This window comes from Streptosporangium sp. NPDC051023, assembly GCF_040689595.1.
Classification (GTDB): Bacteria; Actinomycetota; Actinomycetes; order Streptosporangiales; family Streptosporangiaceae; genus Streptosporangium.
Genome location: NZ_JBFBCE010000120.1, coordinates 1 through 23511 on the forward strand (window position 1 = coordinate 1; position 23511 = coordinate 23511).

The following is a 23511-nucleotide window of genomic DNA, read 5'->3' on the forward strand; positions in this document are numbered from 1 at the left end:
GGAGGCCTCCCCGGCAGCGAGACGCCTCCGGATCAGGGGAGCGCGACGACCGGCTCGGCCGCGGGGGCTTTGGAGCGGACGACGAAGGCCGCGATGACCGCCAGCAGACCGATCGCGGCCGACAGCAGGTAGGTGTCGACGAACCCTCGCTCGGCCGGGACCCCGGCGACGGTGGCTCCGGCCAGGACCATCCCGCCAAGCTGGGCGCCGAGGCTGCCGCCGACGCTCTTGGCGACGAAAACCACGCCGCTGACCCCGGCCGCGCGGTCGGCGGGCATGTCGGCGGCCACCACGTTGAGCGCCGCCGTCAGGCCGACGGCCCCGCCAACGCCTATGATCGCCACCCCGACCACGATCTGCCAGGGCGAGGCGTGCCAGAAGGCCGGCACGACGGTGCCGCCAGAGACGAGCGCGCTGCCCAGCACGAGCATGACCCGCCGCCCGAGCAGCCGGGTCATCGGCCCGACGAGCGGCGCGACAAGAGTGCCCGCGACGCCGAGGGGGAACATGTACAGCCCGATGTGCATGGCGTCGGCGCCCTGGCCGTATCCGGTCTCGACCGGCAGGGAGAGCATCAGCGGCAGCGCCATGACAAGCCCGAACGAGGCGAAGCCGAACACGAAGCCCATCGTGGTCGCCCCCGCGGCCGAGCGGCCGACCAGCAGCCGCAGGTCGACCAGCGGGTCGCTCACCCGAAGCTCGACGACGGTCCACACTCCCAGTGACAGCAGCGCGCCCGCGAACAGGACCAGCGCGGCGGGGGAAGTCCAGCCCCAGGTCGAGGAGACGGTCAGGCCCAGCATCAGCAGGGCGAGCCCGCAGCCGAGCAGCAGCCCGCCGGCCCAGTCCATCCGCTTGGCCGTGGCGCGGGGGGTCGAGGGCACCACGAACCACGCCCAGATCCCGGAGAGGAGCGCACCGGCCACCGTCAGGAAGAACATCCACCGAAAGCCCAGCAGCATGGTGATCGGCCCGGCCAGGATCAGGCCGAGGGCGCTGGCCAGCGCGGCGGCGCCGATCACCATGCCGTTGCCGGTGGCGCTCCGATCGGACTCCAGCGTGTCCCGGAACAGCCCGACCGTCAGCGGCATCACACCGAGCCAGACCCCCTGAAGCGCCTGGCCGATGATCAGCACGACCATGGTGGGTGCCAGCCCGGAGATGAGCGCACCGGCGGTGGTGACCGCCATCAGGCACAACAGCACCGTCCGCTTGTTGTAGAGGTCGGCCAGCCTGCCGACGATCGGGGTGCTGACCGCCGAGCTGATCAGTCCGCCGGTGAAGACCCACGCGAGCTGGCCCGGTGAGGCGGCCAGTTCCCGCTGGATGAGCGGGAGTGCGGGCGAGAGCATCATCTCCAGTAGCTGGAAGACGCCGATGAACAACACCGGTACACCGATGATGCCGAGGCCGGATCGGGGACGGGGACGGAGCATGGTCGTGCCTTTCGGGTGGGGTGGTTGTGCCGCCGCGCGTCCCCCGAACCCGCGGCCTGGCTACGCCGGGCCGAGCACCCCCGGGGTGATCAAGGCGTGCGCGACGTTGACGAAATACTGCTCGGAGCTGCCGGAGACACCGAGAATGACGCTCTGCCCGAGACCGCTGAGCGTGGCCTTGAGGGCACGGGCCAGGCGAACCGCCTGGTCGTGGGTGACGGCCGCCCCTCCAGATGACCGACCGGTGAACAACCTGGCGAGGGCGTTCTCCGTTGACCTGATCGCCGCGTTGAGCTTGACCAGCAGCGCGGGATCGTTCAGCACGAGATCCAGCACGCGCACCTCGAACAGGAGCTGACCAACGGCCTCCGGGGTGTCGGCCATCCGCCAGAACTGGCGGGCGATCTCGGCCACAACCTCCTCAAGGGACAGGCCGGGGTCGGCGGTCTGGATCGGCCGCAGGTCGAGGGGGCCCGTGTAGTCGTCGACCATCGCGACCATCAGCCCGTCCTTGCCGCCGAACAACGAGTAGACGGCGCCCGTCGTCAAACCGGCCAGTTCGGTGATGTCTTCCAGCCTCGCCCGCGAGCCCTCTCTGCCGACGATCTCGCGCGCCGCGTCTAGCAGCGCGCGCTTGTTGGCCTCCTTGCTCTGCGCCCTGGTCAGCCGCATGGAGTTCGTCTCTCCCTTCGGGTGGTAACCGAAACCATAAACTGATTTATTAAAATAATCCAGATTACTAGTGGACTTCCAGGGAGTGGAGGCTCGATGAACGTTCACGAGCACATGAGCCGGGTGCCCGACTACACCGCGTTCCCGACCGTGGACCAGATGCACGCCGAGCTCGACGAACTCGCCGCCGCCCATCCGGACCTGGTACGGCTGCGCCGCATCGGCACCTCGCGCCTGGGCGAGCCACTCCGCGTGGTCACGATCGGCTCCGGCCCCCGCGACGCGGTGATCATCGGCGGCCCCCACCCCAACGAGCCGATCGGCTCACTCACCGTCAGCGCGCTGATGCGCCAGCTCGTCGAGGACACCTGGCTGCGAGAGGAGTTCGGCTTTCGCCGGCACCTGATCCCCTGCGTCGACCCCGGCGGGCCGCCGGGTGCTCCTCACCCGCCGAGCGTGCGCACCCGGCGGGTCTCTGCGGCCCGCCGGGCCAGCTCCGCGCCCTCCGGGTAGCGCACCTCCTCCAGGCAGAGGCCGTGCGCGGGCGCGACGTGCACCCCCGAGTCCCGTACGGCCCGCGTCAGCACCTGTCCCGGCCAGTCGACCGCGAGACGGCCCTCCCCGACCGGCAGCAGCGACCCGACGAGCGCCCTGACCATCGAGTGGCAGAACGCGTCGGCGACCACCGTCGCGACCAGGAGGTCGCCCTCCCTGACCCAGTCGAGCCGCTGAAGCTCGCGGATCGTGGTCGCGCCCTCCCGCTTCTTGCAGAAGGCGGCGAAGTCGTGCTCGCCGAGCAGCGCGGCGGCGGCCGCGTTCAGCCTGCCGAGGTCGAGCGGGCGGGGATACCAGACGATCTCGTGGCGGCGGAGCGGGTCGACGCCGCCCTGCGCGTCGCAGACCCGGTAGGCGTATCGCCGTGACATGGCGGAGAAACGGGCGTCGAAGCCCTCCGGGGCCGTTGTGACGCGATGGACCCTGACGTCGGCGGGCAGGATCCCGGCGAGCCGCCTGAGGAGGATGGGCAGGCGTTCGACGACGCCGGACGCCCCTGCCTCCGCGGAGGCGTCACCAGCGGCGGCCTCGGCACCGGGCTCCGTGGAGGCGTTACCGGTCACCCCCGCGGAGACGGCGGCGCCAGGCTCCGTGGAGGCGTCGGCGGCCGCCCCCGCGGAGGCAGCGGCGTGCCCGCTCCTGCGGTGCCTGCTCTCCAGCACGCCAAAGGCGTCGGCCTCCAGGTCCACATGAGCCACCTGCCCCCGGGCGTGGACACCGGCGTCGGTGCGTCCCGCCACGGTCAGCGCGGGCGGCTCCTGGAGCCTGAGGACCTTGCCGAGGGCCTCCTCAAGCTCGCCCTGGACCGTCCTGCGCCCCGGCTGCTTCGCCCAGCCGGAGAAGTCTGTGCCGTCATAGGCGAGGTCAAGGCGCAGCCGTACCACGATGTCGTCCCTCCTGAAAGAACGAGAAACGGGCCCGGCGCCCCCGCGAAGGGGGTGCCGGGCCCGTTCACAGGGCCTGAAAGATCAGGCGTTGTCCTTCTTGCCCTCGGTCTCCTCGGCGGCGACCTCGGTGGCCTCGGTGGTCTCCTCGGCGGCGGCCTCGGGAGCCTCCTCGACAACCTCCGGGGTCTCCTCGGCCTTCGGCTCCTCCTTGGCGGCGGGAGCGGCGGCCGGGGCCTGGCGGGTGGTGCGGACCGGGTTCAGCGGCTCGGACACCAGCTCGATGACGGCCATGGGGGCGGCGTCGCCCTTACGGAGGCCGACCTTCGTGATGCGGGTGTAGCCACCGGGACGCTCCGCGAAGGTCGGCGCGATCTCGGTGAACAGGTGGTGGACGACACCCTTGTCGCGGACGACCGTCAGCACCTGGCGACGGTTGTGCATGTCGCCCTTCTTGGCCTTGGTGATCAGCTTCTCCGCCAGCGGGCGCAGGCGCTTGGCCTTCGCCTCGGTGGTCTTGATCCGGCCGTGCTGGAACAGCTGGGTGGCGAGGTTCGCCAGGATCAGCCGCTCGTGAGCCGGGCTGCCGCCGAGACGGGCACCCTTGGTGGGCCTGGGCATTGCGTTCTCCTTGAGAGTTAACCCGCCGCGGCCGTACGAGGTACCGCGGTCAGGCCGGGGGTCCGCAGACCCCCGTCAGTGAAAATCAGTACTGCTCGGTCTCGACGTAGGCGCTGTCGTCGTCGTCGTAACCGCCGCCGGCCACCGCGCTCGGGTCGAATCCGGGCGGGGAGTCCTTCAGCGCGAGCGTCATCTCGTGCAGCTTCTGCTTGACCTCTTCGATGGACTTCGCACCGAAGTTCCTTATGTCGAGGAGGTCCTGCTCGCTGCGGGCCACGAGCTCGCCCACGGTGTGGATGCCCTCGCGCTTGAGGCAGTTGTAGGAGCGGACGGTGAGGTTCAGCTCCTCGATCGGCAGCGCCAGGTCGGCGGCCAGGGCCGCGTCCGTCGGCGACGGGCCGATGTCGATGCCCTCGGCCTCGACGTTGAGCTCCCTGGCGAGGCCGAACAGCTCGACGAGGGTCTTGCCCGCGGAGGCCACCGCGTCGCGGGGCTTCATGCACGGCTTGGTCTCGACGTCCAGGATCAGACGGTCGAAGTCGGTGCGCTGCTCGACACGGGTCGCCTCGACCTTGTAGGTGACCTTGAGGACCGGCGAGTAGATGGAGTCGATCGGGATGCGACCGATCTCCTGGCCGGGCTGCTTGTTCTGCGCGGCGGAGACGTAGCCGCGACCGCGCTCAACGGTCAGCTCCATCTCCAGCTTCGCCTTGCCGTTCAGCGTGGCGATGCGCAGCTCGGGGTTGTGCACCTCGACACCGGCCGGAGGCGCGATGTCGGCGGCGGTGACGTCACCGGGGCCCTGCTTGCGCAGGTACATGACCACCGGCTCGTCGTGCTCGGAGGAGACGACCAGTTCCTTGAGGTTCAGGATGATGTCGGTGACATCCTCCTTCACGCCCGGCACGGTCGAGAACTCGTGCAGCACGCCCTCGATGCGGATGCTGGTCACGGCCGCGCCCGGAATGGACGACAGCAGCGTGCGCCGCAGCGAGTTGCCGATGGTGTAACCGAAGCCCGGCTCCAGCGGCTCGATGATGAACTTGGAGCGGGTCTCCTCGATGGACTCTTCGAGGAGGGTGGGACGCTGAGCGATCAGCATGTGGGATCTCCCATTGCATGGCGACGCCCGCTATTTGACGTCGCTCGAACAACAGCATAGGTGCCGTACGGCGAACCGCACGGCACCCGCAAGAGCTACTACTTGGAGTAGAGCTCGACGATCAGCTGCTCCTGGACCTGCGTGTCGATCTGCTGACGGACCGGCAGCTGGTGGACCAGGACGCGCAGGGCGTCGGGAATGACGCCCAGCCAGGCCGGGTACGTCTTGTCACCCGCGGTGGCACGGGCAACCTCGTAGGGCAGGAGGTTGCGCGACTTCTCGCGGACCTCGACGATGTCGTGCTCGCGAACGCGGTACGACGGGATGTCGACCTTCTTGCCGTTCACCAGGATGTGGCCGTGGCGCACCTGCTGGCGGGCGGCGTCGCGGGACTCGGCGAAACCGGCGCGGTAGACCACGTTGTCGAGACGGCTCTCCAGGATCTGGAGGAGGTTCTCGCCGGTCTTGCCGGTCTTGCGGTTGGCTTCCTCGTAGTAGTTGTGGAACTGCTTCTCGAGGACGCCGTAGATGCGGCGGGTCTTCTGCTTCTCACGAAGCTGGAGCTGGTACTCAGACTCCTTCGGACGGCCGCGGCCGTGCTCACCCGGCGGGTAAGGACGGATCTCGATGGGGCACTTCGCGGACTCGCACTTCTTGCCCTTGAGGAAGAGCTTGGTCTTCTCCCTGCGGCAGAGCTTGCAGTCCGCACCCGTGTAACGAGCCATTTTCTATCTTCTCCTGGGCGTCAGACGCGACGGCGCTTGGGCGGACGGCAGCCGTTGTGCGGCACGGGGGTGACGTCCTGGATGGAGCCAACCTCGAGGCCGGTCGCCTGGAGCGAGCGGATCGCGGTCTCACGGCCGGAGCCGGGGCCCTTGACGAAGACGTCGACCTTGCGCATGCCGTGCTCCATGGCGCGGCGAGCGGCGTTCTCGGCGGCCATCTGCGCGGCGAACGGGGTGGACTTACGGGAGCCCTTGAACCCGACGTGGCCGGCGCTGGCCCAGGAGATCACGTTCCCGCTCGGGTCGGTGATCGAGACGATCGTGTTGTTGAACGTGCTCTTGATGTGGGCGTGCCCGTGAGCGACGTTCTTCTTTTCCTTGCGGCGCACCTTCTTCGGGGCACCCTGGCGGCTCTTAGGAGGCATTGCTTGCCTTCACTCCTGAGGTGTTCGGTCCTGCGGCTACGCGGACTACTTCTTACCGGGCTTCTTCTTGCCGGCCACGGTCTTCTTCTTGCCCTTGCGGGTGCGCGCGTTGGTCTGCGTACGCTGACCGTGCACGGGAAGGCCGCGGCGGTGCCGGATGCCCTGGTAGCACTGAATCTCGATCTTGCGACGGATGTCGGCCTGGACCTCGCGACGGAGGTCACCTTCGATCTTGAAGTTGGCCTCGATGTAGTCGCGCAGCGGCACCAGCTCTTCGTCGGTGAGCTGGTGGACCCGGAGGTCACCGTTCACGCCGGTGGCCTTGAGGGTCTCGAGCGCGCGGGTGCGACCGATTCCGTAAATGTAGGTGAGAGCGATCTCCAGCCGCTTGTCGCGGGGGAGGTCGACGCCAACCAGGCGAGCCATGGTCGGGCATTCTCCTTCTTTGTGGCGGAGGTCCTACGCCTCACTTCCCCTCCCCATGCCCGGGGTGAGGGCCCCGGCCTCCGACCGGGGGTCTCCTGCGGGGTACGGCCGAGGCCGCCTACACAGGTGTGAAGCGCGATTACTTTGTGGCCCGACATGGGTCGAGTCCGCTACTGATGAGCGGACTCCGTGCGGACCTTTTCTCTGTGACTAGCCCTGACGCTGCTTGTGGCGCAGGTTGTCGCAGATCACCATGACGCGACCGTGCCGGCGGATCACCTTGCACTTGTCGCAGATCTTCTTGACGCTCGGCTTGACCTTCATAGTCCTTATTCGTCCCTCAGACGCTTATTTGTATCGGTAGACGATCCGCCCACGACTGAGGTCGTAGGGGCTCAGTTCGACGACAACCCTGTCGTCAGGAAGGATCCGGATGTAGTGCATCCGCATCCGCCCGCTGATGTGGGCCAGGACCTTATGGCCGTTGTCGAGCTGCACCCGGAACATCGCGTTCGGGAGCGACTCAACCACAGTGCCCTCGATCTCGATGGCGCCGTCTTTCTTGGCCATGTCCCTCGCGTTTCACTGATCGGTCGTCTGAGGCTTCGGAACACTAAGCAGCCGCGACCCAGCGCTTCGATGAGAGCGGCGGTTGCGACACCGCCGATGCGCAATGGTCATAGTGAACCGAAGAAGGAGTGTACGGCACCGGGCGATGAAATGCGAAACAGATGGCCGGTACCTTGACACAACCGCTACTCAGAATACCGCAGATCCGAAGTGAGATATCCCGCACGGTAGAGAGCGTGGACGATCACGTTGTCGTTGTAGGACCGTCTCTCCTGGTCGAAGCTGCCCCCGCAGGTGATGAGCCTGAGACGCCGGCCGTCCGTCGAACCGTACACCCGGTCGGCGGGGAAACGGTCCTTCGGCGCCTGCTCAAGGCGCTCGACCGCGAAGACGGCCACGGTGCCGTCCGCGCGGATCACCCCGACGGAGTCGCCCGCCTCGAGCTCGCCGAGCCTGGCGAACACCGCGGGGCCCGTCCTGGTGTCGAGGTGGCCGACGATGACGGCGGATCCGGGCTCCCCGGGGGTCGGGCCCCCGCCGTACCAGCCCGCGGCGTCGGCGTGGTCGAGCGGCGGCACCGCGAGCCTGCCGTCCTCCTCGACCCCGAGGACCACGACCGGGGCGTTCACCCCGATGCGCGGGATCACCACACGTGTCGGCTCCGCACGGCTCAGGGCGCGTGAGAGCGGCGTGGGCCAGCCGGGGCCGCCGAGCCCCGCGGGCCCCGGGGGGGCGCCCGCGTGGACGGTCACAGGACCTCGGGAGCCCCCGTCACCGAGCAGGCCGCCGAGCGGGTCCCCGGGCACGGCACCGCCACAGCCCGCCGCCAGGGCGACGCCCACCAGCGTGCCGAGGAAACCGAGGAGGCGAGGGAAACGGGTGGATCCGTGCCCGCCCGGAGCGCGGTCCCGCCGATGACCCGCGCAAGCGGTCCCGGACGGGCACGGAAGTCTAGTGATCGTTCTGTCCCCGGCGTCCGCGCGTCAGCGCGAGACCCGCCCCCAGGACCGTGACAACCATGGCGAGCGCCCCGAAGAGCCAGGCGGTACGCGCGGCACTGTCGGAGACCCGCATCGCCAGACCGCCGCCTCCGGTGTCGGGAGCGAGGGTCGGATGGGGCTCCTCAACGACGAAGGTGCCGTTGTACGGGCCGCCCCTGACGCAGCGGACGGTGATGGCGTAGGTGCCGGGCGCGGCGTGAGAGCTGATGCGGGCGGTGCCGCGCATCACGTCCGCGCGTCCGCGCAGCCGCGCCGAGGTCGAACTGAACGCCGCCGAGTACGCGGTCGCCGGGGCGCCGCAGGCGTCGGCGGAGATGTCAACGGACTGCCCGGGGCTGATCATCGGCGGCGTGACCCGGACATCACCGGGTACGGCGGCGCCTCCCGCGAACACGAACGCCGCCACAACGCCCAGCAGGACCCTGGCCGACGCCACAGGGTCTCGCCTGAGGCCCATCACTCACCCCCGCCTCACCGTGTGCCCCGACAACGATCACCTACCCTGCCCCACCCGCCCCAACTTCCCCTCGCGGTAAAGATCTGACACAACGCGAAAAGCCCTCCCATGACCTGTGACCTGGTCATCGGAGGGCTTTTCGCGTCCTAAGTGCGGCGTCAGGGCGCCGCCCCCCGGTTCCCCGGGCCGGACTCCTCAGCGTCTCGGGACTCCCCCGAGCCACGAGGGCCCCGAGACGCCGGACTTCATGGAAGGCCTCTGGCCTCTCAGAAGGCGTCCCCCCAGGAACCGCAGTCGTCGAAGCGGCTGTCGCCCTCGCAGACGCGGATCTTGAAGTCGTCGAAGCCGTCGCCCTTGCTGAAACCGCCGTACCTGTTGAAGTGCAGGCCGCCGAAGGTCTTGTAGAACTTGATGTGGCTGCCGGAGTTGTCGTGCCACTTGAACCACACGTAGCTGTACTCGCGGTCGTGGTCCCGGTCGGTCAGGTCGCCGAAGAACCAGTAGCGGCCGTGGTCGTTGTACCAGTAGCCCTTGAAGGAGGAGCGGTGGCCGAAGTCCTCGCCACCGCCGAAGCCCGAGTAGTAGGGGCCGAAGAAGTGCTTGGTGAACCCCTGCGCCTGCTGGGCGGTGGTCGCGGTCGCGGCCTGGGCGGGGGCGGCGGCCAGGCCCGCCGTGAGCGAACCGGCGAGGGCGGCGCCGACGAGAAGCGTGCGGATCTTGCTCATGTCTTCCTCCTGTAAGGGTGTCCTGCTTTCCGGACACCGCTCACGTTAGGAAGATCCGGCTCCCGCATCTGTGGAGGAATGCACACTCAAGCCGCAGAGTGCACTATTACCGGTTCAACCGACCGGCTACTGCTGGTCCGGCCGGTTGCCCATCTGGGCGAAGAACGTGGTGATCAGCAGAATGACGCCCCACGGCCCCATCACCCACAGGGGCCACGGATAGGGGAAGTCGAGACCGTTCGTGACACCGAGTATGAGCCAGATCGCCCAGTTGACGCCGCTGGCCGCGGCCCAGGCGCCCCACATCGCCGCCACACCCTTGTTCTGTGCCTCGTGCCGATCACGCCGCTCAGGGGAGCGTGGTGAGGCCTCGGGCAGCCGCCGCAGGTCGACGTCGGGAAGGTCGGAGGTGAGCCTCGCCAGCTCACCGTAGGTCTTGCTGGAGTAGAGCTGTTCGAGGCGCTCGTCGAACTCCTCGACGGTGAGCCTGCCCTGGGCATAGTGCTCCCGCAGGACACCCGCGACCTTGTCCCGGTCACCGTCCGAAGCGCGCATCTCCGGGCCAGGCGCCATCGTTGACCCCATCCGCTCGTCAGCGGGCAGTTGCCTCAGCCCGCGTCTCCCAACAGTCCGGCAAGCCGCTCCTCACCTCCGTCAAGAGCGGTCAGTACCCAAGGTCCATTATGTGTCACCGCAACGCTGTGCTCGAAGTGCGCGGACGCCTTGCCGTCGACGGTGACGACGGTCCAGTCGTCGGCCAGCACCTTGGTCCTGTCGGTGCCGAGGTTCACCATCGGCTCGACGGCGAAGCACATGCCGGGCTCGAAGCGCAGCCCCTTGCCGGGTTTGCCGTGGTTGGCGACCCACGGGTCCATGTGCATCTCGGTGCCGATGCCGTGCCCGCCGTACTCCTGGGGGATGCCGTAGCGCCCCTGGGAGCGGACGTACTTCTCCACCTCGTGACCGATGTCGGACAGGTGACGGCCGACGGTGAGCGCGGCGATGCCCCGCCACATGGCCTCCTCGGTGACCCGCATCAGCTCGGTCAGCTTGGGGTCGACCTCGCCGATCGGGACCGTGATCGCCGAGTCTCCGTGCCAGCCGTCCAGGATGGCGCCGCAGTCGATGGAGATGACGTCGCCCTCCCGCAGCGCACGCCGGGCGCTCGGAATGCCATGGACCACCTCGTGGTTCACGGAGGCGCAGATCGTCGCCGGGAAACCCTGGTAGCCCTTGAAGGAGGGGATCGCCCCCTCGTCCCTGATGGCCTTCTCGGCGATCCCGTCGAGGTCCAGTGGCGTCATTCCCGGCTGCACGCTCTCGCGGAGCAGCTGCAGGGTCCGGCCGACCACCAGGCCCGCCGCCCGCATCTTCTCCAGCTGCTCAGGCGTTTTGATCTGAATTCCGTGCTTGTTCTTCTTGAACACGTGCGCACCCCCTGGGGTGATTCAACGGGCGGTTGGGGAGCCCAATTCCCCCGATTGTGCCCTAAAACGACCGCACGCCACCCATGGAGATCCATGGATGGCGTGCCGGGGAGAAACTTGTCCCTAGTCAGCGAACGGGCTGAGAGCCTCCATCGCGCGCTGGGTGACCTCTTCCACCGGGCCGGTCGCGTCCACGCCGACCAGGATGCGCTCCTGGGCGTAGAAGGACACCAGCGGAGAGGTCTGCTCCTGGTAGACCTCCAGGCGGTGCCGGACGGTCTGTTCCTTGTCGTCGTCTCGCTGGTAGAGCCGTCCGCCGCAGGCGTCGCAGATGTCGTCCTTCTTGTCGTCGAAGTCGACGTGCCAGATGCGCCCGCACTGGCTGCAGGTCCGGCGGCCCGCGAGCCTGCGCACGACCTCCTCGTCGTCGACCACGAGCTCCAGGACGATGTCCAGCCCGGCACCGAACTCCTCGAGCATCTTCTTCAGGATCTCGGCCTGGGGCACGTTCCTGGGGAAGCCGTCGAGCAGGAAGCCGTCCTGCGCGTCGCTCTCTGAGAGACGGTCGCGGACCATCGCGATGGTGACCTCGTCGGGCACGAGGTCACCACGGTCCATGTACTCCTTGGCAAGTTTGCCGAGTTCCGTGCCGCCCGAGACGTTGGCACGGAAGATGTCACCTGTCGAAATCTTCGGGATGGACAGGTTCGATGCGATGAACTGGGCCTGTGTCCCCTTACCCGCTCCGGGGGGCCCGACCAGGACGAGACGCACTACTTCAGGAAGCCTTCGTAGTTGCGCTGCTGCAGCTGGCTCTCGATCTGTTTCACGGTGTCCAGGCCGACACCAACCATGATCAGAATGCTCGTCCCTCCGAACGGAAAGTTCTGAGTCGCGCCGACGAGGGCGAGTGCGACGATCGGCACCATGGAGATGAGCCCCAGATAGAGCGCACCAGGAGCGGTGAGTCGCGTGAGTACGTAGTTGAGGTACTCAGCCGTCGGCCGGCCCGGGCGGATGCCCGGGATGAACCCACCGTACTTCTTCATGTTGTCAGCGACTTCAACGGGGTTGAAGGTAATGGACACGTAGAAGTAGGCGAAGAAGACGATCAGCAGGAAGAAGGTGATCATGTAGGCCGGGGTGTCGCCCGTGACCAGGTTCTGCTGGATCCACTGTACGACCGCGTTCGGCTCCTCCTGGGAGTTGCTGAACAGGGTCGTGACCAGCTGCGGAAGGTACAGCAGCGAGGAGGCGAAGATGACCGGGATGATGCCGGCCTGGTTCACCTTCAGCGGGATGTAGGTCGAGGTTCCGCCGTACATCCGACGGCCGACCATGCGCTTGGCGTACTGCACCGGAATGCGGCGCTGGGCCTGCTCGACCATGACGACCAGGGCGATCATCGCGATTCCTGTGATGATGACCACACTGAAGACGAAGAGGCCGCGGGTGCGGGCGATGGTCATCAGCTCGACCGGGAAGACCGCGATCACCTGGGTGAAGATCAGGATGGACATGCCGTTGCCGACGCCGCGGTCGGTGACGAGCTCACCCAGCCACATGATGACGGCGGTGCCGGCGGTCATGATGATGACCATGGTGACGATCGAGAAGATGTTGTTCTTGTCGAGAAGGATCTCCTCACGGCACTGCGGGAACAGCTGCCCGGTGCGCGCGAGGGCGATGAAGGCGGTCGACTGCAGAATCGCCAGGCCGACCGTCAGGTAACGCGTATACTGTGTGATCTTGGTCTGCCCGGCCTGGCCCTCCTTCTTGAGGGCTTCGAGGCGCGGGATCACCACGACCAGAAGCTGAAGAATGATGCTCGCGGTGATGTACGGCATGATGCCGAGTGCGAACACCGACAGCTTCAGCAGGGCGCCACCGCTGAACAGCTGCACCATTCCATAGATGTTGCCCGCGTCTCCGGCCTGCGCCTGGTTGAGACAGCGGCTGATGTTCTCCGTATGCACACCCGGGGTCGGGAGAACCGAACCCAGTCGGAACAGCGCGATGATGCCCAGCGTGAAGAGCAACTTATTGCGCAGGTCCGGCGTACGGAACGCTCGGGTAAACGCGGTCAGCACGGTCCCTCCTGCGCGCCTAAAAGGCGAGGTCGGTCAGCGATGGTGCGGGGGTGGTCCATCTTTGCTATCTCAAGTCAACGAGCTCAAGGAAATGAGTTGAGTCCCACTGTCCAGCGAACTCTAACGCACTACGGGCGCGGGGGCCCATAATGAGCCCCCGCGCCGCGTTTTTCTATGCAACCAGCTTCATGCCTACAGCTCGGAGACAGAGCCCCCGGCAGCGGCGATCTTCTCCTTGGCACTGGCGGAGAAAGCGTGCGCCTGCACGTTCAACGCCACGGAGAGGTCACCGGTTCCCAGGACCTTCACGAGCTCGTTCTTGCGAACCGCGCCCTTGGCGATCAGCGTCTCGACGGTGACGTCGCCACCCTCGGGGAACAGCTCGCCGAGCTTGTCCAGGTTGACGACCTGGTAGGTCGTCTTGAACAGGGCGTTGGAGAAGCCCTTCATCTTGGGCAGGCGGCGCTGGAGCGGAACCTGGCCACCCTCGAAACCGAGGGGAACCTTGTTCCTGGCCGTCGTGCCCTTGGTGCCACGACCGGAGGTCTTGCCCTTGGACGCCTCGCCACGGCCCTTGCGGACCTTGGCCTTGTTGGCGCCGGGAGCCGGACGCAGGTGGTGGATACGGAGCGGGGTGTTGTCTGCCATGTCTAGTCGACCTCTTCCACGGTGACGAGGTGCGTCACCACGGAGACCATGCCGCGGATCTCCGGGCGGTCCTCCTTGACGACGACATCGCCGATTCGCTTCAGACCGAGCGAGCGCAGCGAGTCACGCTGGTTCTGCTTGCCGCCGATCTTCGAGCGGACCTGCGTGATCTTCAGGCGTGCCATCGGTTAGCTCACCGCCTTGGCCGCCGCAGCCTCGGCGAGACCCTCGGCGCGAGCCTTGAGCATCGCCTTGGGGGCGACATCCTCGATCGGCAGGCCACGACGGGCCGCGATCTCCTCGGGGCGGCTGAGGCCCTTCAGAGCGGCCACGGTGGCGTGCACGATGTTGATCGGGTTGTCCGAGCCGAGCGACTTGGACAGCACGTCGTGGATGCCCGCGCACTCGAGCACGGCGCGCACCGGACCACCGGCGATGACGCCGGTACCGGGCGAGGCCGGGCGCAGGAAGACCACGCCCGCGGCCTCCTCACCCTGCACGATGTGCGGGATGGTGCCCTGGATGCGCGGCACCCTGAAGAAGTGCTTCTTGGCCTCTTCGACGCCCTTGGCGATGGCCGCGGGGACTTCCTTGGCCTTGCCGTAGCCGACGCCGACCATGCCGTTGCCGTCACCGACGATGACGAGGGCGGTGAAGCTGAAGCGACGACCACCCTTCACGACCTTGGCCACTCGGTTGATCTTCACGACGCGCTCGATGTACGAGACGCCCTTGTCAGCGTTGCCACCGCGGCGATCGTCACGACGACCGTCACGCCGCTCGCCACCGGCGGCGCCACCGCGACGCGGAGCTCCAGCCATCAGTGGTTCCTCTTCTCGTTGCTCTTGTTAGGACGGGCCATCAGAACTCCAGCCCGCCTTCGCGGGCGCTGTCCGCGAGGGCCGCCAGGCGACCCGCGTAACGGTTTCCGCCACGGTCGAACACGACCGCGGTGATCCCGGCAGCCTTGGCCCGCTGAGCGAGAAGCTCGCCGACCTGCTTCGCCTTGTCGGTCTTGGCGCCCGGCGCCGTACGCAGGGAGGCGTCCATGGTGGAGGCGCTCACCAGCGTGTGGCCCTGGGAGTCGTCGACGATCTGCACGAACAGGTGTCGCGTGGAACGGTTGACGACCAGGCGCGGACGCGCGGCCGTACCGACGACCTTCTTGCGGACTCGGCCGTGGCGGCGGGCCCGCGAGACGGCGCGGGCGGCCGTGTGCTTGCCGAACGCAGTCTTGCCAGCCATGCCTACTTACCAGCCTTTCCGACCTTGCGGCGGATAACCTCGCCCTGGTAGCGCACACCCTTGCCCTTGTACGGGTCGGGCTTGCGCAACTTACGGATGTTCGCGGCGATCTCGCCGACCTTCTGCTTGTCGATGCCGTCCACGTGGAACAGCGTCGGCTTCTCGACGCGGAAGGTGACACCCTCGGGGGCGTCGACGATCACCGGGTGGCTGAAGCCGAGAGCGAACTCGAGCTGAGTCGGGCTCTTGGCCTGAACGCGGTAACCGACGCCCACGATCTCCAGGGTCTTCGAGTACCCCTGGGTCACACCGGTCACCATGTTGGCGATCAGCGTGCGGGACAGACCGTGCAGCGCACGGATCTTGTTCTCGTCGTTGGGGCGCGAGACGGTGACAACACCGTCCTCGCCCTTGGCGACGTCGATCGGCTCAGCGACCTTGTGTGAGAGCGTGCCCTTGGGGCCCTTGACCGTGACATCCCGGCCGTCGATGGCGACGTCCACGCCGTTCGGTACAGGGATGGGCAGCCGTCCGATTCGTGACATGCTGTGATTTCTCCCTTCTACCAAACGAAGGCGAGGACTTCCCCGCCCACTCCACGCTTGCCGGCCTGCTTGTCGGTCATGAGTCCGCCGGACGTCGAGATGATCGCGACGCCCAGTCCGCCCAGGACCCGGGGCAGGTTGTCCTTCTTCGCGTAGACCCGCAGACCGGGCTTGGAAACCCGGCGCAGGCCCGACAGCGACCGCTCACGGCTCGGCCCGAACTTGAGCTCCACCACGAGGTTCTTGCCGACCTTGGCGTCCTCGACGGTCCAGGCCTGAATGTAACCCTCCTGCTGGAGGATTTCGGCGATGTGCGCCTTGATCTTCGAGTACGGCATGGCCACGGTGTCGTGGTACGCCGAGTTCGCGTTTCGCAGACGCGTGAGCATGTCTGCGATCGGGTCGGTCATCGTCATGGCCGGTGGCCTTCCTCACCGCGGTTTCCACAAGGGACCTACGGTGCGGTCATGGGCGCTTAAGGCAGCGCCCGGTGAATACGACTTCTATGTGGGCTGGTGCCGCGCGGGCACCGGTGGTCACGAAAATGTCCACCGGGCCGCGCGGGGAACTACCAGCTCGACTTGGTGATGCCGGGCAGCTCGCCCCGGTGCGCCATCTCACGGAAGCAGATGCGGCACAGGCCGAACTTCCTGTAGACGGCGCGGGGACGACCACAGCGCGAGCACCGAGTGTACGCCCGGACCTCGAACTTGGCCTTACGAGCAGCCTTGACCTTGAGCGACGTCTTCGCCATGATCAGGCCTCCTTGAAGGGGAAGCCGAGAAGCTTGAGCAGCGCCCGGCCCTGGTCGTCGGTCTTAGCGGTGGTCACGACCGTGATGTCCATGCCACGCTGGCGGTCGACCTTGTCCTGGTCGATCTCGTGGAACATGACCTGCTCGGTGAGACCGAAGGTGTAGTTGCCGTTGCCGTCGAACTGCTTGGGCGACAGGCCGCGGAAGTCACGGATGCGGGGCAGCGCCAGCGAGAGCAGCCGGTCGAGGAACTCCCACATGCGGTCGCCGCGCAGCGTGACGTGGGCGCCGATCGGCATGCCCTCACGCAGCTTGAACTGGGCGATGGACTTGCGGGCCCGGACGACGGCCGGCTTCTGGCCGGTGATCACGGTGAGGTCGCGGACGGCGCCGTCGATGAGCTTCGAGTCGCGCGCGGCCTCGCCGACGCCCATGTTCACCTTGATCTTGGTGATCGTGGGGATCAGCATGACGTTCTCGAAACCGAACTGCTCCTGCAGCTTCGCGGCGATCTCTTCGCGGTAGCGCTGCTTGAGACGCGGAGCGGGCCGGGTCTCGACGGACTCGGTGGTGTTGGCGGTCATCAGTTGTCCTCACCCGACTCGTCAGAGTCGGCCTTGGCCGGCTCCGTCTTGGCAGGCTTCTCGTCACCCTTGAGCTTCTTGACGTTGCTCACGTGGATGGGAGCCTCCATGGTCTGCACACCGCCGGTCTTGGCGCCGCGCGGGCCCTGGTGGGTCTCCTTGGAGTGCTTCTTGATCATGTTGACGCCCTCGACGACCACGCGGTCCTCACGCGGGTAGGCGGCGATCACACGACCCTTGGCGCCCTTGTCCTTGCCTGCGATGACGAGGACCAGGTCACCCTTCTTGACATGCAGCTTCGGCATTACAACACCTCCGGCGCGAGCGAGATGATGCGCATGAACTTCTTGTCACGCAGCTCACGTCCGACGGGGCCGAAGATACGCGTTCCACGGGGGTCACCGCTGTCCTTGATGATGACGGCGGCGTTCTCGTCGAAGCGGATGTAGGAGCCGTCGGGCCTGCGGCGCTCCTTGACAGTACGGACGATGACCGCCTTGACGACGTCGCCCTTCTTCACGGTGCCGCCAGGAATGGCGTCCTTGACCGTGGCGACGATGATGTCGCCGATCCCCGCGTAGCGCCGACCCGAGCCACCGAGCACACGGATACAAAGGACTTCCTTCGCACCCGTGTTGTCGGCGACCTTGAGTCGCGACTCCTGCTGAATCACTTGTACTCCTGTTTGTCTCGCCGGTTCTCACCCGTTGGTCACGGACAAGCCTTGCGGAACTGATGTGGTCTTTTTCCTCCGGCGACAGTTCTGTCCGGTCGAACCCGCCTCGTCGCGCACTCCCGGTGGTACGGCTCGCGCCCTCCCACCGTGCCCGACGTGGCACCGTTCTTCCGCACCACCGCCGCCGCAGGCGGAACGGAGATCAACTCCGTCCCCTTGGACACCGTCATGGGGGGCGACCAGGTCACCCCCCACGAGGCGCGTTCTTTACTTGGCCCGCTCGAGGATCTCGACGACCCGCCAGCGCTTGCTGGCCGACAGCGGCCGGGTCTCCATCAGGAGAACGCGGTCGCCGACGCCACACGAGTTGGCCTCGTCGTGCGCCTTGTACTTGGTCGTCCTACGGATGACCTTGCCGTACAGGGGGTGCTTGACGCGGTCCTCGACAGCGACGACGACAGTCTTGTCCATCTTGTCGCTGACCACCAGACCCTCACGGGTCTTGCGGTAGTTCCGCGCCTGGTTCGTGCTCTCAGCTGTCTCAGCCATCGATCGACTCCTTCTCAACCGTCACAATGCCGAGCTCCCGCTCGCGCATCACGGTGTAGATACGGGCGATCTCGCGGCGGACGGCGCGCAGCCGCCCGTGGCTCTCCAACTGGCCGGTCGCGGCCTGGAAGCGGAGGTTGAACAGCTCCTCCTTGGCTTCCTTCAGCTTCTGGACCAGGGTGTCCTGGTCCTCCACCCGCAGCTCACCGGCGGTCAGGCCCTTAGCCATCACGCCTCACCCACTTCACGCTTAACGAACCGGCACTTCATCGGGAGCTTGTGCATAGCACGACGCAGGGCTTCGCGGGCCACCGGCTCCGCGACACCCGACAGCTCGAACATGATGCGACCGGGCTTGACGTTGGCGATCCACCACTCCGGCGAACCCTTACCGGAACCCATGCGGGTCTCGGCAGGCTTCTTGGTGAGGGGACGGTCCGGATAGATGTTGATCCAGACCTTTCCGCCACGCTTGATGTGACGGGTCATGGCGATACGAGCCGACTCGATCTGGCGGTTGGTCACGTAGGAGTGCTCAATCGCCTGGATGCCGAACTCGCCGAACACGACCCTGGTGCCACCCTTGGCGGCGCCGTGACGGTCGGGCCGGTGCTGCTTGCGGTGCTTGACCCTGCGCGGGATCAGCATGGTCAGCTCCCTTCAGCACCCGGCTGCGCAGCCGGGCCGGTCTCGGGGGCAGCCTGGGAGGCGGCCTCGTTCCTGGGGGCGCGGTCGCCACGGCCTGCGCCGCCACCACGACGGGGACGGTCGCCACCGGCGCCGCCACCACCACGACGGGGACGGTCGCCACCGGCGCCCGGGCCACGGCGGTCGTCACGGTCCCGACGCTGACCGGCGCGAGCACCGGCGGCGGCCGCCTCACGCTCGGCGCGGCTGGTCGGAGCCTCACCCTTGTAGATCCACACCTTCACGCCGATGCGGCCGAAGGTGGTGCGGGCCTCGTAAAGGCCGTAGTCGATGTCGGCGCGGAGCGTGTGCAGGGGCACGCGGCCCTCGCGGTAGAACTCCGAGCGCGACATCTCCGCGCCGCCAAGACGGCCGGAGCACTGCACCCGGATGCCCTTGGCGCCGCTCTTCATGGCCGACTGCATCGCCTTGCGCATGGCGCGGCGGAACGAGACACGGCTGGACAGCTGCTCGGCGACACCCTGAGCGACGAGCTGGGCGTCGATCTCGGGGTTCTTGACCTCGAGGATGTTCAGCTGGACCTGCTTCTTGGTCAGCTTCTCGAGGTCACCACGGATCCGGTCCGCCTCGGCGCCACGGCGGCCGATGACGATGCCCGGACGGGCGGTGTGAATGTCGACCTGAACCCGGTCGGTGGTCCGCTCGATCTCCACCTTGGAGATGCCGGCCCGCTCCATGCCCTTCTTGAGCATGCGGCGGATCGCCACATCCTCGGCGACGTACGACTTGTAGAGCTTGTCGGCGTACCACCGGCTCTTGAAGTCGGTCGTGATGCCGAGGCGGAACCCGTGCGGGTTAACCTTCTGACCCACTAGCGGGTCCTCCCCTTCGGCTCGCGGGACTCCACGATCACGGTGATGTGGCTCGTCCGCTTGTTGATCCGATAGGCACGACCCTGAGCGCGGGGGCGAAACCGCTTCAGCGTCGGGCCCTCGTCGACCCACGCACGGCTCACGAAGAGCGTGTCGCGGTCGAGCTTGAAGTTGTGCTCCGCGTTGGCAATGGCGCTGGACAGCACCTTGTACACGGTCTCGCTCGCCGACTGGGGAGCGAACTGCAGCACGGCCTGCGCCTCCGAAGCGGGCAGCCCGCGAATGAGGTCCACCACGCGGCGGGCCTTCATGGGCGTGTGGCGCGCGAACCGCACCTGAGCCCTGGCTTCCATCGCTTACTCCTCTTACCTTCTGCTTCGTGTGGGCCGAGTCCGCCTCGCCGTACGACCGTTTCCGGCCGTTCCCGGCTCGACGTCCTCGCCCTAAGGCGCTTATCGCCGGCTGCGGCGGTCTTCCTTGACGTGGCTGCGGAACGTCCGCGTGGGCGCGAACTCACCGAGCTTGTGGCCGATCATCGACTCGGTGACGAACACCGGGACGTGCTTGCGGCCGTCGTGAACGGCGATCGTGTGACCGAGCATGTCGGGCACGATCATGGAGCGCCGCGACCACGTCTTGATGACGTTCTTGGTGCCCTTCTCGTTCTGGACATCCACCTTCTTCTGAAGGTGGTCGTCCACGAAGGGACCCTTCTTAAGGCTACGTGGCATTTTGGCTGCTCCTACCGCTTCTTCCGCTTGGTCCGACGACGGATGATCAGCCGGTCGCTGGCCTTGTTCGCCGCACGAGTACGACCCTCGGGCTTGCCCTTCGGGTTGACGGGGTGACGACCACCGGAGGTCTTACCCTCACCACCACCGTGCGGGTGGTCGACCGGGTTCATCGCGACACCGCGGACGGTGGGGCGCTTGCCCTTCCACCGCATACGGCCGGCCTTACCCCAGTTGATGTTGGCCTGCTCGGCGTTGCCGACCTGGCCGATGGAGGCCCGGCAGCGGACGTCGACCTGGCGCATTTCACCGGAGGGCATACGCAGCGTGGCGTACTGGCCCTCCTTGGCGAGAAGCTGGATCTGCGCACCGGCGGACCGGCCCAGCTTGGCGCCACCACCCGGACGGAGCTCCACCGCGTGGATGAAGGTACCGGTCGGGATGTTGCGCAGCGGGAGGCAGTTACCCGGCTTGATGTCGGCCGTGGGGCCGTTCTCGATCTTGTCGCCCTGCTTCAGACCGGTCGGGCAGAGGATGTAGCGCTTCTCCCCGTCGGCGTAGTGCAGCAGCGCGATGCGGGACGTGCGGTTGGGGTCGTACTCGATGTGAGCGACCTTGGCCGGGATCCCGTCCTTGTCGTGGCGCCGGAAGTCGATAATCCGGTAGGCGCGCTTGTGGCCTCCGCCCTGGTGGCGGGTGGTGACCCGGCCGTGGACGTTGCGCCCTCCCTTGCTGTGCAAGGGGGCAAGCAGCGACTTCTCGGGCGTGCTGCGCGTGATCTCGGCGAAGTCCGAGACACTGGCGCCGCGGCGACCCGGGGTCGTCGGCTTGAGTTTACGGATGCCCATCTTTTTCGTTCATCCTTCGTCGGTTAATCCGGTCGAATGCCCCCCGTCTGACGACGGGGGGCGTTCTCCCTGTACTTACTTCAGCGAGCGGGTCAGCCAACCTGGCCGAAGATGTCGATCCGGTCACCCTCGACCAGGCTCACGATCGCGCGCTTGGTGCTGGGGCGCTGGCCGTAACCGAACTTGGTCCGCTTGCGCTTGCCCTGGCGGTTAATCGTGTTGACGCTAGCCACCTTGACGCCGAAGATCTGCTCAATGGCAATCTTCACCTGCGTCTTGTTGGCGGTCTTCCGCACCAGGAACGTGTACTTGTTGTGCTCGTCGATCAGGCCGTAGCTCTTCTCGGAGACAACCGGCTTGATGATGATGTCGCGCGGGTCGGCGATCTTCTCCATCAGGCGTCTTCCTTCCCGCTCTTGCTCAGACGCGTGACGACCTGGTCGTACGCCTCCTGAGTGAAAACGACGTCGTCGTAGCAGAGCACGTCGTAGGTGTTCAGCTGCCCGGCGTCCAGCAGGTGGACCTCGGGAGCGTTGCGCAGGCTCACCCAGGTGAGCTCGTCACCCTCGTCGACGACGACCAGGACGCTGCGGGCCTGAGTGACCTTGCGCAGAGCCTCGAGCGCCACCTTGGTCTTGGGGGTCTCCCCCGTGACCAGGCCGCTGACCACGTGGACGCGGCCACCGGCGGCGCGGTCGGACAGGGCACCGCGCAGGGCGGCGGCCTTCATCTTCTTGGGCGTCTTCTGGGTGTAGTCCCGCGGAACCGGACCGTGGACGGTGCCACCGCCGGTGAACTGCGGAGCGCGGGTCGAACCCTGGCGGGCGCGGCCGGTGCCCTTCTGGCGGTACGGCTTCTTGCCGCCACCGCTGACCTCACCGCGGGTCTTGGCCTTGTGGGTGCCCTGCCGGCGAGCGGCGAGCTGGGCCACGACGACCTGGTGGATCAGCGGGACGTTGACCTTGGCGCCGAAGACGTCGCCGGGCAGGTCTACCGTGCCGGACTTAGCGCCGCTCGCGTCGAGGACGTCAATGGTGCTCACTTGGCAGCCCCCTTCTTGGCAGCGGTGCGGACGAGAACCAGGCTGCCGTTGGCGCCGGGGATCGCACCCTTGATCAGGATGAGGCCCTTCTCGGCGTCCACGGCGTGGACCTTGAGGCTCTGGATGGTGGTGCGGACGTTGCCCATCCGACCGGCCATGCGCAGGCCCTTGAAAACGCGGCCCGGGGTGGCGCAGCCACCGATGGAACCCGGCGAACGGTGCTTGCGCTGGGTACCGTGCGAGGCGCTCAGACCCTTGAAGCCGTGACGCTTCATGACACCGGCGAAGCCCTTGCCCTTGCTCTTGCCCGTCACGTCGACGAGCTGGCCGGCCTCGAAGGTGTCGGCCAGGACTTCCTGGCCGAGGGTGTAGTCGCCCGCGTCGTCGGTACGGATCTCCGCGAAGTAACGGCGCGGGGTGATGTCGTGCTTGCGCAGGTAGTCGCCGAGCGGCTTGTTGACCTTCCGCGGGTCGACCTGCCCGAAGCCGAGCTGTACGGCGGAGTAGCCGTCCTGCTCGGGAGTGCGGACGCGGGTCACGACGCACGGACCAGCCTCGACGACGGTCACCGGGACCATCCGGTTGTCCGCGTCGAAGACCTGGGTCATGCCGAGCTTCTTGCCCAGGACGCCCTTGATCTGCTTAGCCATGTCAGTGCGTTCCCTCAGAGCTTGATCGAGATGTCAACGCCGGCGGGGAGGTCGAGTCGCATGAGCGAGTCGACCGTCTTCGGCGTCGGGTCGATGATGTCAATCAGCCGCTTGTGCGTACGCATCTCAAAGTGCTCGCGGCTGTCCTTGTACTTGTGCGGCGAGCGGATGACGCAGTACACGTTCTTCTCGGTCGGCAGCGGCACCGGGCCCGCGACCTTAGCACCAGTCCGCGTGACCGTCTCAACGATCTTCTTGGCCGAGCTGTCGATGACCTCGTGGTCATAGGCCTTGAGCCGGATGCGGATCTTCTGTCCCGCCATAATGGCCTCGGTGTCCTTCGCTGTCGTCTGAAAAAGTTACGTGCGGCCTGTTGCCGCTATGGGTGTCCCACGGGAGCAGACACTGTTGATCTGCGCTTTCTTCCGTGATCTGGCAGTTAGTTCGGTCACGGTGCGGCCGAACCAACTGCGAGATCACGGTTCGTGGGGCGGGAGGCTCATGCCGTACGGCACGGGTGACGCCGACCACCTCGCCGCGGCGGACCGTGAACGACGTCGGGCGCACGTCCCGGCCCTGCACGTCGGCGAACTCGGCGATCAC

The 23511-nt window shown here is 67.0% G+C and carries 39 protein-coding genes; 1 reads left to right on the plus strand and 38 read right to left on the minus strand.

Features of this window, described 5'->3' with window-relative positions:
- Positions 1–32 precede the first annotated feature (32 nt).
- Together AB0395_RS43475 and AB0395_RS43480 are read right to left on the minus strand one after the other, a co-directional pair.
- The gene (locus AB0395_RS43475) at positions 33–1436 is read right to left on the minus strand and encodes an MFS transporter (RefSeq protein ID WP_366292742.1); all 1404 of its coding nucleotides are present in this window, start codon (positions 1434–1436) and stop codon (positions 33–35) included.
- A 60-nt stretch (positions 1437–1496) separates the two neighbouring features.
- Complete coding sequence (locus AB0395_RS43480) at positions 1497–2108, minus strand: TetR/AcrR family transcriptional regulator (protein WP_366292745.1); 612 nt, start codon at positions 2106–2108, stop codon at positions 1497–1499.
- 96 nt (positions 2109–2204) lie between these two features.
- Between AB0395_RS43480 and AB0395_RS43485 the strand changes: the two genes are divergently transcribed.
- The gene (locus AB0395_RS43485) at positions 2205–2621 is read left to right on the plus strand and encodes a M14 family zinc carboxypeptidase (RefSeq protein ID WP_366292748.1); all 417 of its coding nucleotides are present in this window, start codon (positions 2205–2207) and stop codon (positions 2619–2621) included.
- Here the strand turns inward: AB0395_RS43485 and AB0395_RS43490 are convergent.
- From AB0395_RS43490 to rpsJ, 36 genes are all read right to left on the minus strand, one after another.
- A complete protein-coding gene (locus AB0395_RS43490; protein ID WP_366292751.1) occupies positions 2552–3547 on the minus strand; it encodes a tRNA pseudouridine synthase A in 996 nt (331 codons plus the stop codon). The genes AB0395_RS43485 and AB0395_RS43490 overlap by 70 nt on opposite strands.
- Before the next feature lie 84 nt (positions 3548–3631).
- Complete coding sequence (rplQ, locus tag AB0395_RS43495) at positions 3632–4168, minus strand: 50S ribosomal protein L17 (protein WP_366292753.1); 537 nt, start codon at positions 4166–4168, stop codon at positions 3632–3634.
- A gap of 85 nt (positions 4169–4253) precedes the next feature.
- On the minus strand, positions 4254–5270 hold the full coding sequence (locus AB0395_RS43500) for a DNA-directed RNA polymerase subunit alpha (protein ID WP_271220160.1): 1017 nt from the start codon (positions 5268–5270) through the stop codon (positions 4254–4256).
- A 98-nt stretch (positions 5271–5368) separates the two neighbouring features.
- Positions 5369–5995 (minus strand): 30S ribosomal protein S4, encoded by a 627-nt coding sequence (gene rpsD / locus AB0395_RS43505; protein ID WP_350943285.1) that lies wholly within the window; start codon positions 5993–5995, stop codon positions 5369–5371.
- A gap of 20 nt (positions 5996–6015) precedes the next feature.
- Positions 6016–6420 carry a 30S ribosomal protein S11 gene (gene rpsK / locus AB0395_RS43510; RefSeq protein WP_012887860.1) on the minus strand — a complete coding sequence of 135 codons (405 nt, stop codon included), beginning with the start codon at positions 6418–6420 and terminating at the stop codon, positions 6016–6018.
- A gap of 45 nt (positions 6421–6465) precedes the next feature.
- Positions 6466–6846, minus strand: coding sequence for a 30S ribosomal protein S13 (rpsM, locus tag AB0395_RS43515; protein WP_271220159.1), 381 nt, complete (start codon positions 6844–6846; stop codon positions 6466–6468).
- Positions 6847–7056: 210 nt separating this feature from the next.
- Positions 7057–7170 (minus strand): 50S ribosomal protein L36, encoded by a 114-nt coding sequence (rpmJ, locus tag AB0395_RS43520; protein WP_003956441.1) that lies wholly within the window; start codon positions 7168–7170, stop codon positions 7057–7059.
- Positions 7171–7194: 24 nt separating this feature from the next.
- Positions 7195–7416 carry a translation initiation factor IF-1 gene (gene infA / locus AB0395_RS43525; RefSeq protein ID WP_012887858.1) on the minus strand — a complete coding sequence of 74 codons (222 nt, stop codon included), beginning with the start codon at positions 7414–7416 and terminating at the stop codon, positions 7195–7197.
- A 185-nt stretch (positions 7417–7601) separates the two neighbouring features.
- The gene (locus tag AB0395_RS43530; RefSeq protein ID WP_366292760.1) at positions 7602–8258 is read right to left on the minus strand and encodes a class F sortase; all 657 of its coding nucleotides are present in this window, start codon (positions 8256–8258) and stop codon (positions 7602–7604) included.
- 109 nt (positions 8259–8367) lie between these two features.
- Entirely contained in the window at positions 8368–8874 is a 507-nt protein-coding gene (locus AB0395_RS43535; protein ID WP_366292762.1) for a hypothetical protein, read from the minus strand.
- Positions 8875–9140: 266 nt separating this feature from the next.
- On the minus strand, positions 9141–9599 hold the full coding sequence (locus AB0395_RS43540; protein ID WP_366292765.1) for a hypothetical protein: 459 nt from the start codon (positions 9597–9599) through the stop codon (positions 9141–9143).
- Between the two features lie 126 nt (positions 9600–9725).
- Positions 9726–10172, minus strand: coding sequence for a DUF1707 domain-containing protein (locus AB0395_RS43545; protein ID WP_366292767.1), 447 nt, complete (start codon positions 10170–10172; stop codon positions 9726–9728).
- A gap of 35 nt (positions 10173–10207) precedes the next feature.
- Positions 10208–11026, minus strand: coding sequence for a type I methionyl aminopeptidase (gene map / locus AB0395_RS43550; RefSeq protein WP_366292769.1), 819 nt, complete (start codon positions 11024–11026; stop codon positions 10208–10210).
- A 123-nt stretch (positions 11027–11149) separates the two neighbouring features.
- The gene (locus AB0395_RS43555) at positions 11150–11800 is read right to left on the minus strand and encodes an adenylate kinase (RefSeq protein WP_366292772.1); all 651 of its coding nucleotides are present in this window, start codon (positions 11798–11800) and stop codon (positions 11150–11152) included.
- The gene (secY, locus tag AB0395_RS43560) at positions 11800–13116 is read right to left on the minus strand and encodes a preprotein translocase subunit SecY (RefSeq protein WP_366292774.1); all 1317 of its coding nucleotides are present in this window, start codon (positions 13114–13116) and stop codon (positions 11800–11802) included. Before secY ends, AB0395_RS43555 begins: the two co-directional genes overlap by 1 nt.
- A gap of 192 nt (positions 13117–13308) precedes the next feature.
- Positions 13309–13764: a 50S ribosomal protein L15 gene (gene rplO / locus AB0395_RS43565; RefSeq protein WP_366292776.1), complete on the minus strand. Its 456-nt coding sequence runs from the start codon at positions 13762–13764 to the stop codon at positions 13309–13311.
- Between the two features lie 2 nt (positions 13765–13766).
- Positions 13767–13949 carry a 50S ribosomal protein L30 gene (gene rpmD, locus AB0395_RS43570; protein WP_068896549.1) on the minus strand — a complete coding sequence of 61 codons (183 nt, stop codon included), beginning with the start codon at positions 13947–13949 and terminating at the stop codon, positions 13767–13769.
- 3 nt (positions 13950–13952) lie between these two features.
- Positions 13953–14585 carry a 30S ribosomal protein S5 gene (gene rpsE, locus AB0395_RS43575; protein ID WP_271220150.1) on the minus strand — a complete coding sequence of 211 codons (633 nt, stop codon included), beginning with the start codon at positions 14583–14585 and terminating at the stop codon, positions 13953–13955.
- Positions 14586–14625: 40 nt separating this feature from the next.
- Entirely contained in the window at positions 14626–15009 is a 384-nt protein-coding gene (gene rplR, locus AB0395_RS43580) for a 50S ribosomal protein L18 (RefSeq protein WP_366292779.1), read from the minus strand.
- 2 nt (positions 15010–15011) lie between these two features.
- Entirely contained in the window at positions 15012–15554 is a 543-nt protein-coding gene (rplF, locus tag AB0395_RS43585; RefSeq protein WP_366292782.1) for a 50S ribosomal protein L6, read from the minus strand.
- A 17-nt stretch (positions 15555–15571) separates the two neighbouring features.
- Complete coding sequence (rpsH, locus tag AB0395_RS43590) at positions 15572–15970, minus strand: 30S ribosomal protein S8 (RefSeq protein WP_366292785.1); 399 nt, start codon at positions 15968–15970, stop codon at positions 15572–15574.
- A 152-nt stretch (positions 15971–16122) separates the two neighbouring features.
- Entirely contained in the window at positions 16123–16308 is a 186-nt protein-coding gene (locus tag AB0395_RS43595) for a type Z 30S ribosomal protein S14 (RefSeq protein ID WP_012887844.1), read from the minus strand.
- A 2-nt stretch (positions 16309–16310) separates the two neighbouring features.
- The gene (rplE, locus tag AB0395_RS43600) at positions 16311–16892 is read right to left on the minus strand and encodes a 50S ribosomal protein L5 (protein ID WP_366292788.1); all 582 of its coding nucleotides are present in this window, start codon (positions 16890–16892) and stop codon (positions 16311–16313) included.
- Positions 16892–17188: a 50S ribosomal protein L24 gene (gene rplX / locus AB0395_RS43605; RefSeq protein WP_366292805.1), complete on the minus strand. Its 297-nt coding sequence runs from the start codon at positions 17186–17188 to the stop codon at positions 16892–16894. The genes rplE and rplX overlap by 1 nt, the downstream gene beginning before the upstream one ends.
- A gap of 8 nt (positions 17189–17196) precedes the next feature.
- Complete coding sequence (rplN, locus tag AB0395_RS43610) at positions 17197–17565, minus strand: 50S ribosomal protein L14 (RefSeq protein WP_012887841.1); 369 nt, start codon at positions 17563–17565, stop codon at positions 17197–17199.
- A gap of 270 nt (positions 17566–17835) precedes the next feature.
- Positions 17836–18117, minus strand: a complete 282-nt coding sequence (gene rpsQ / locus AB0395_RS43615; RefSeq protein WP_366292791.1) for a 30S ribosomal protein S17 — start codon at positions 18115–18117, stop codon at positions 17836–17838.
- Positions 18110–18346 carry a 50S ribosomal protein L29 gene (gene rpmC / locus AB0395_RS43620; RefSeq protein WP_012887839.1) on the minus strand — a complete coding sequence of 79 codons (237 nt, stop codon included), beginning with the start codon at positions 18344–18346 and terminating at the stop codon, positions 18110–18112. The genes rpsQ and rpmC overlap by 8 nt, the downstream gene beginning before the upstream one ends.
- Complete coding sequence (rplP, locus tag AB0395_RS43625; protein ID WP_030912912.1) at positions 18346–18765, minus strand: 50S ribosomal protein L16; 420 nt, start codon at positions 18763–18765, stop codon at positions 18346–18348. Before rplP ends, rpmC begins: the two co-directional genes overlap by 1 nt.
- 2 nt (positions 18766–18767) lie before the next feature.
- Positions 18768–19637, minus strand: coding sequence for a 30S ribosomal protein S3 (gene rpsC, locus AB0395_RS43630; protein ID WP_366292795.1), 870 nt, complete (start codon positions 19635–19637; stop codon positions 18768–18770).
- Positions 19637–19990, minus strand: a complete 354-nt coding sequence (rplV, locus tag AB0395_RS43635; protein ID WP_012887836.1) for a 50S ribosomal protein L22 — start codon at positions 19988–19990, stop codon at positions 19637–19639. The genes rpsC and rplV overlap by 1 nt, the downstream gene beginning before the upstream one ends.
- Positions 19991–20089: 99 nt before the next feature.
- Entirely contained in the window at positions 20090–20368 is a 279-nt protein-coding gene (gene rpsS / locus AB0395_RS43640; protein ID WP_012887835.1) for a 30S ribosomal protein S19, read from the minus strand.
- Between the two features lie 11 nt (positions 20369–20379).
- Positions 20380–21216 (minus strand): 50S ribosomal protein L2, encoded by an 837-nt coding sequence (gene rplB, locus AB0395_RS43645; RefSeq protein WP_271220144.1) that lies wholly within the window; start codon positions 21214–21216, stop codon positions 20380–20382.
- A gap of 92 nt (positions 21217–21308) precedes the next feature.
- On the minus strand, positions 21309–21611 hold the full coding sequence (gene rplW, locus AB0395_RS43650; protein WP_355594200.1) for a 50S ribosomal protein L23: 303 nt from the start codon (positions 21609–21611) through the stop codon (positions 21309–21311).
- Positions 21611–22258 carry a 50S ribosomal protein L4 gene (gene rplD, locus AB0395_RS43655; protein WP_366292798.1) on the minus strand — a complete coding sequence of 216 codons (648 nt, stop codon included), beginning with the start codon at positions 22256–22258 and terminating at the stop codon, positions 21611–21613. Before rplD ends, rplW begins: the two co-directional genes overlap by 1 nt.
- The gene (rplC, locus tag AB0395_RS43660) at positions 22255–22908 is read right to left on the minus strand and encodes a 50S ribosomal protein L3 (RefSeq protein ID WP_366292801.1); all 654 of its coding nucleotides are present in this window, start codon (positions 22906–22908) and stop codon (positions 22255–22257) included. The genes rplD and rplC overlap by 4 nt, the downstream gene beginning before the upstream one ends.
- A 14-nt stretch (positions 22909–22922) precedes the next feature.
- Complete coding sequence (gene rpsJ / locus AB0395_RS43665; protein WP_012887830.1) at positions 22923–23231, minus strand: 30S ribosomal protein S10; 309 nt, start codon at positions 23229–23231, stop codon at positions 22923–22925.
- Between the last annotated feature and the right edge of the window lie 280 nt (positions 23232–23511).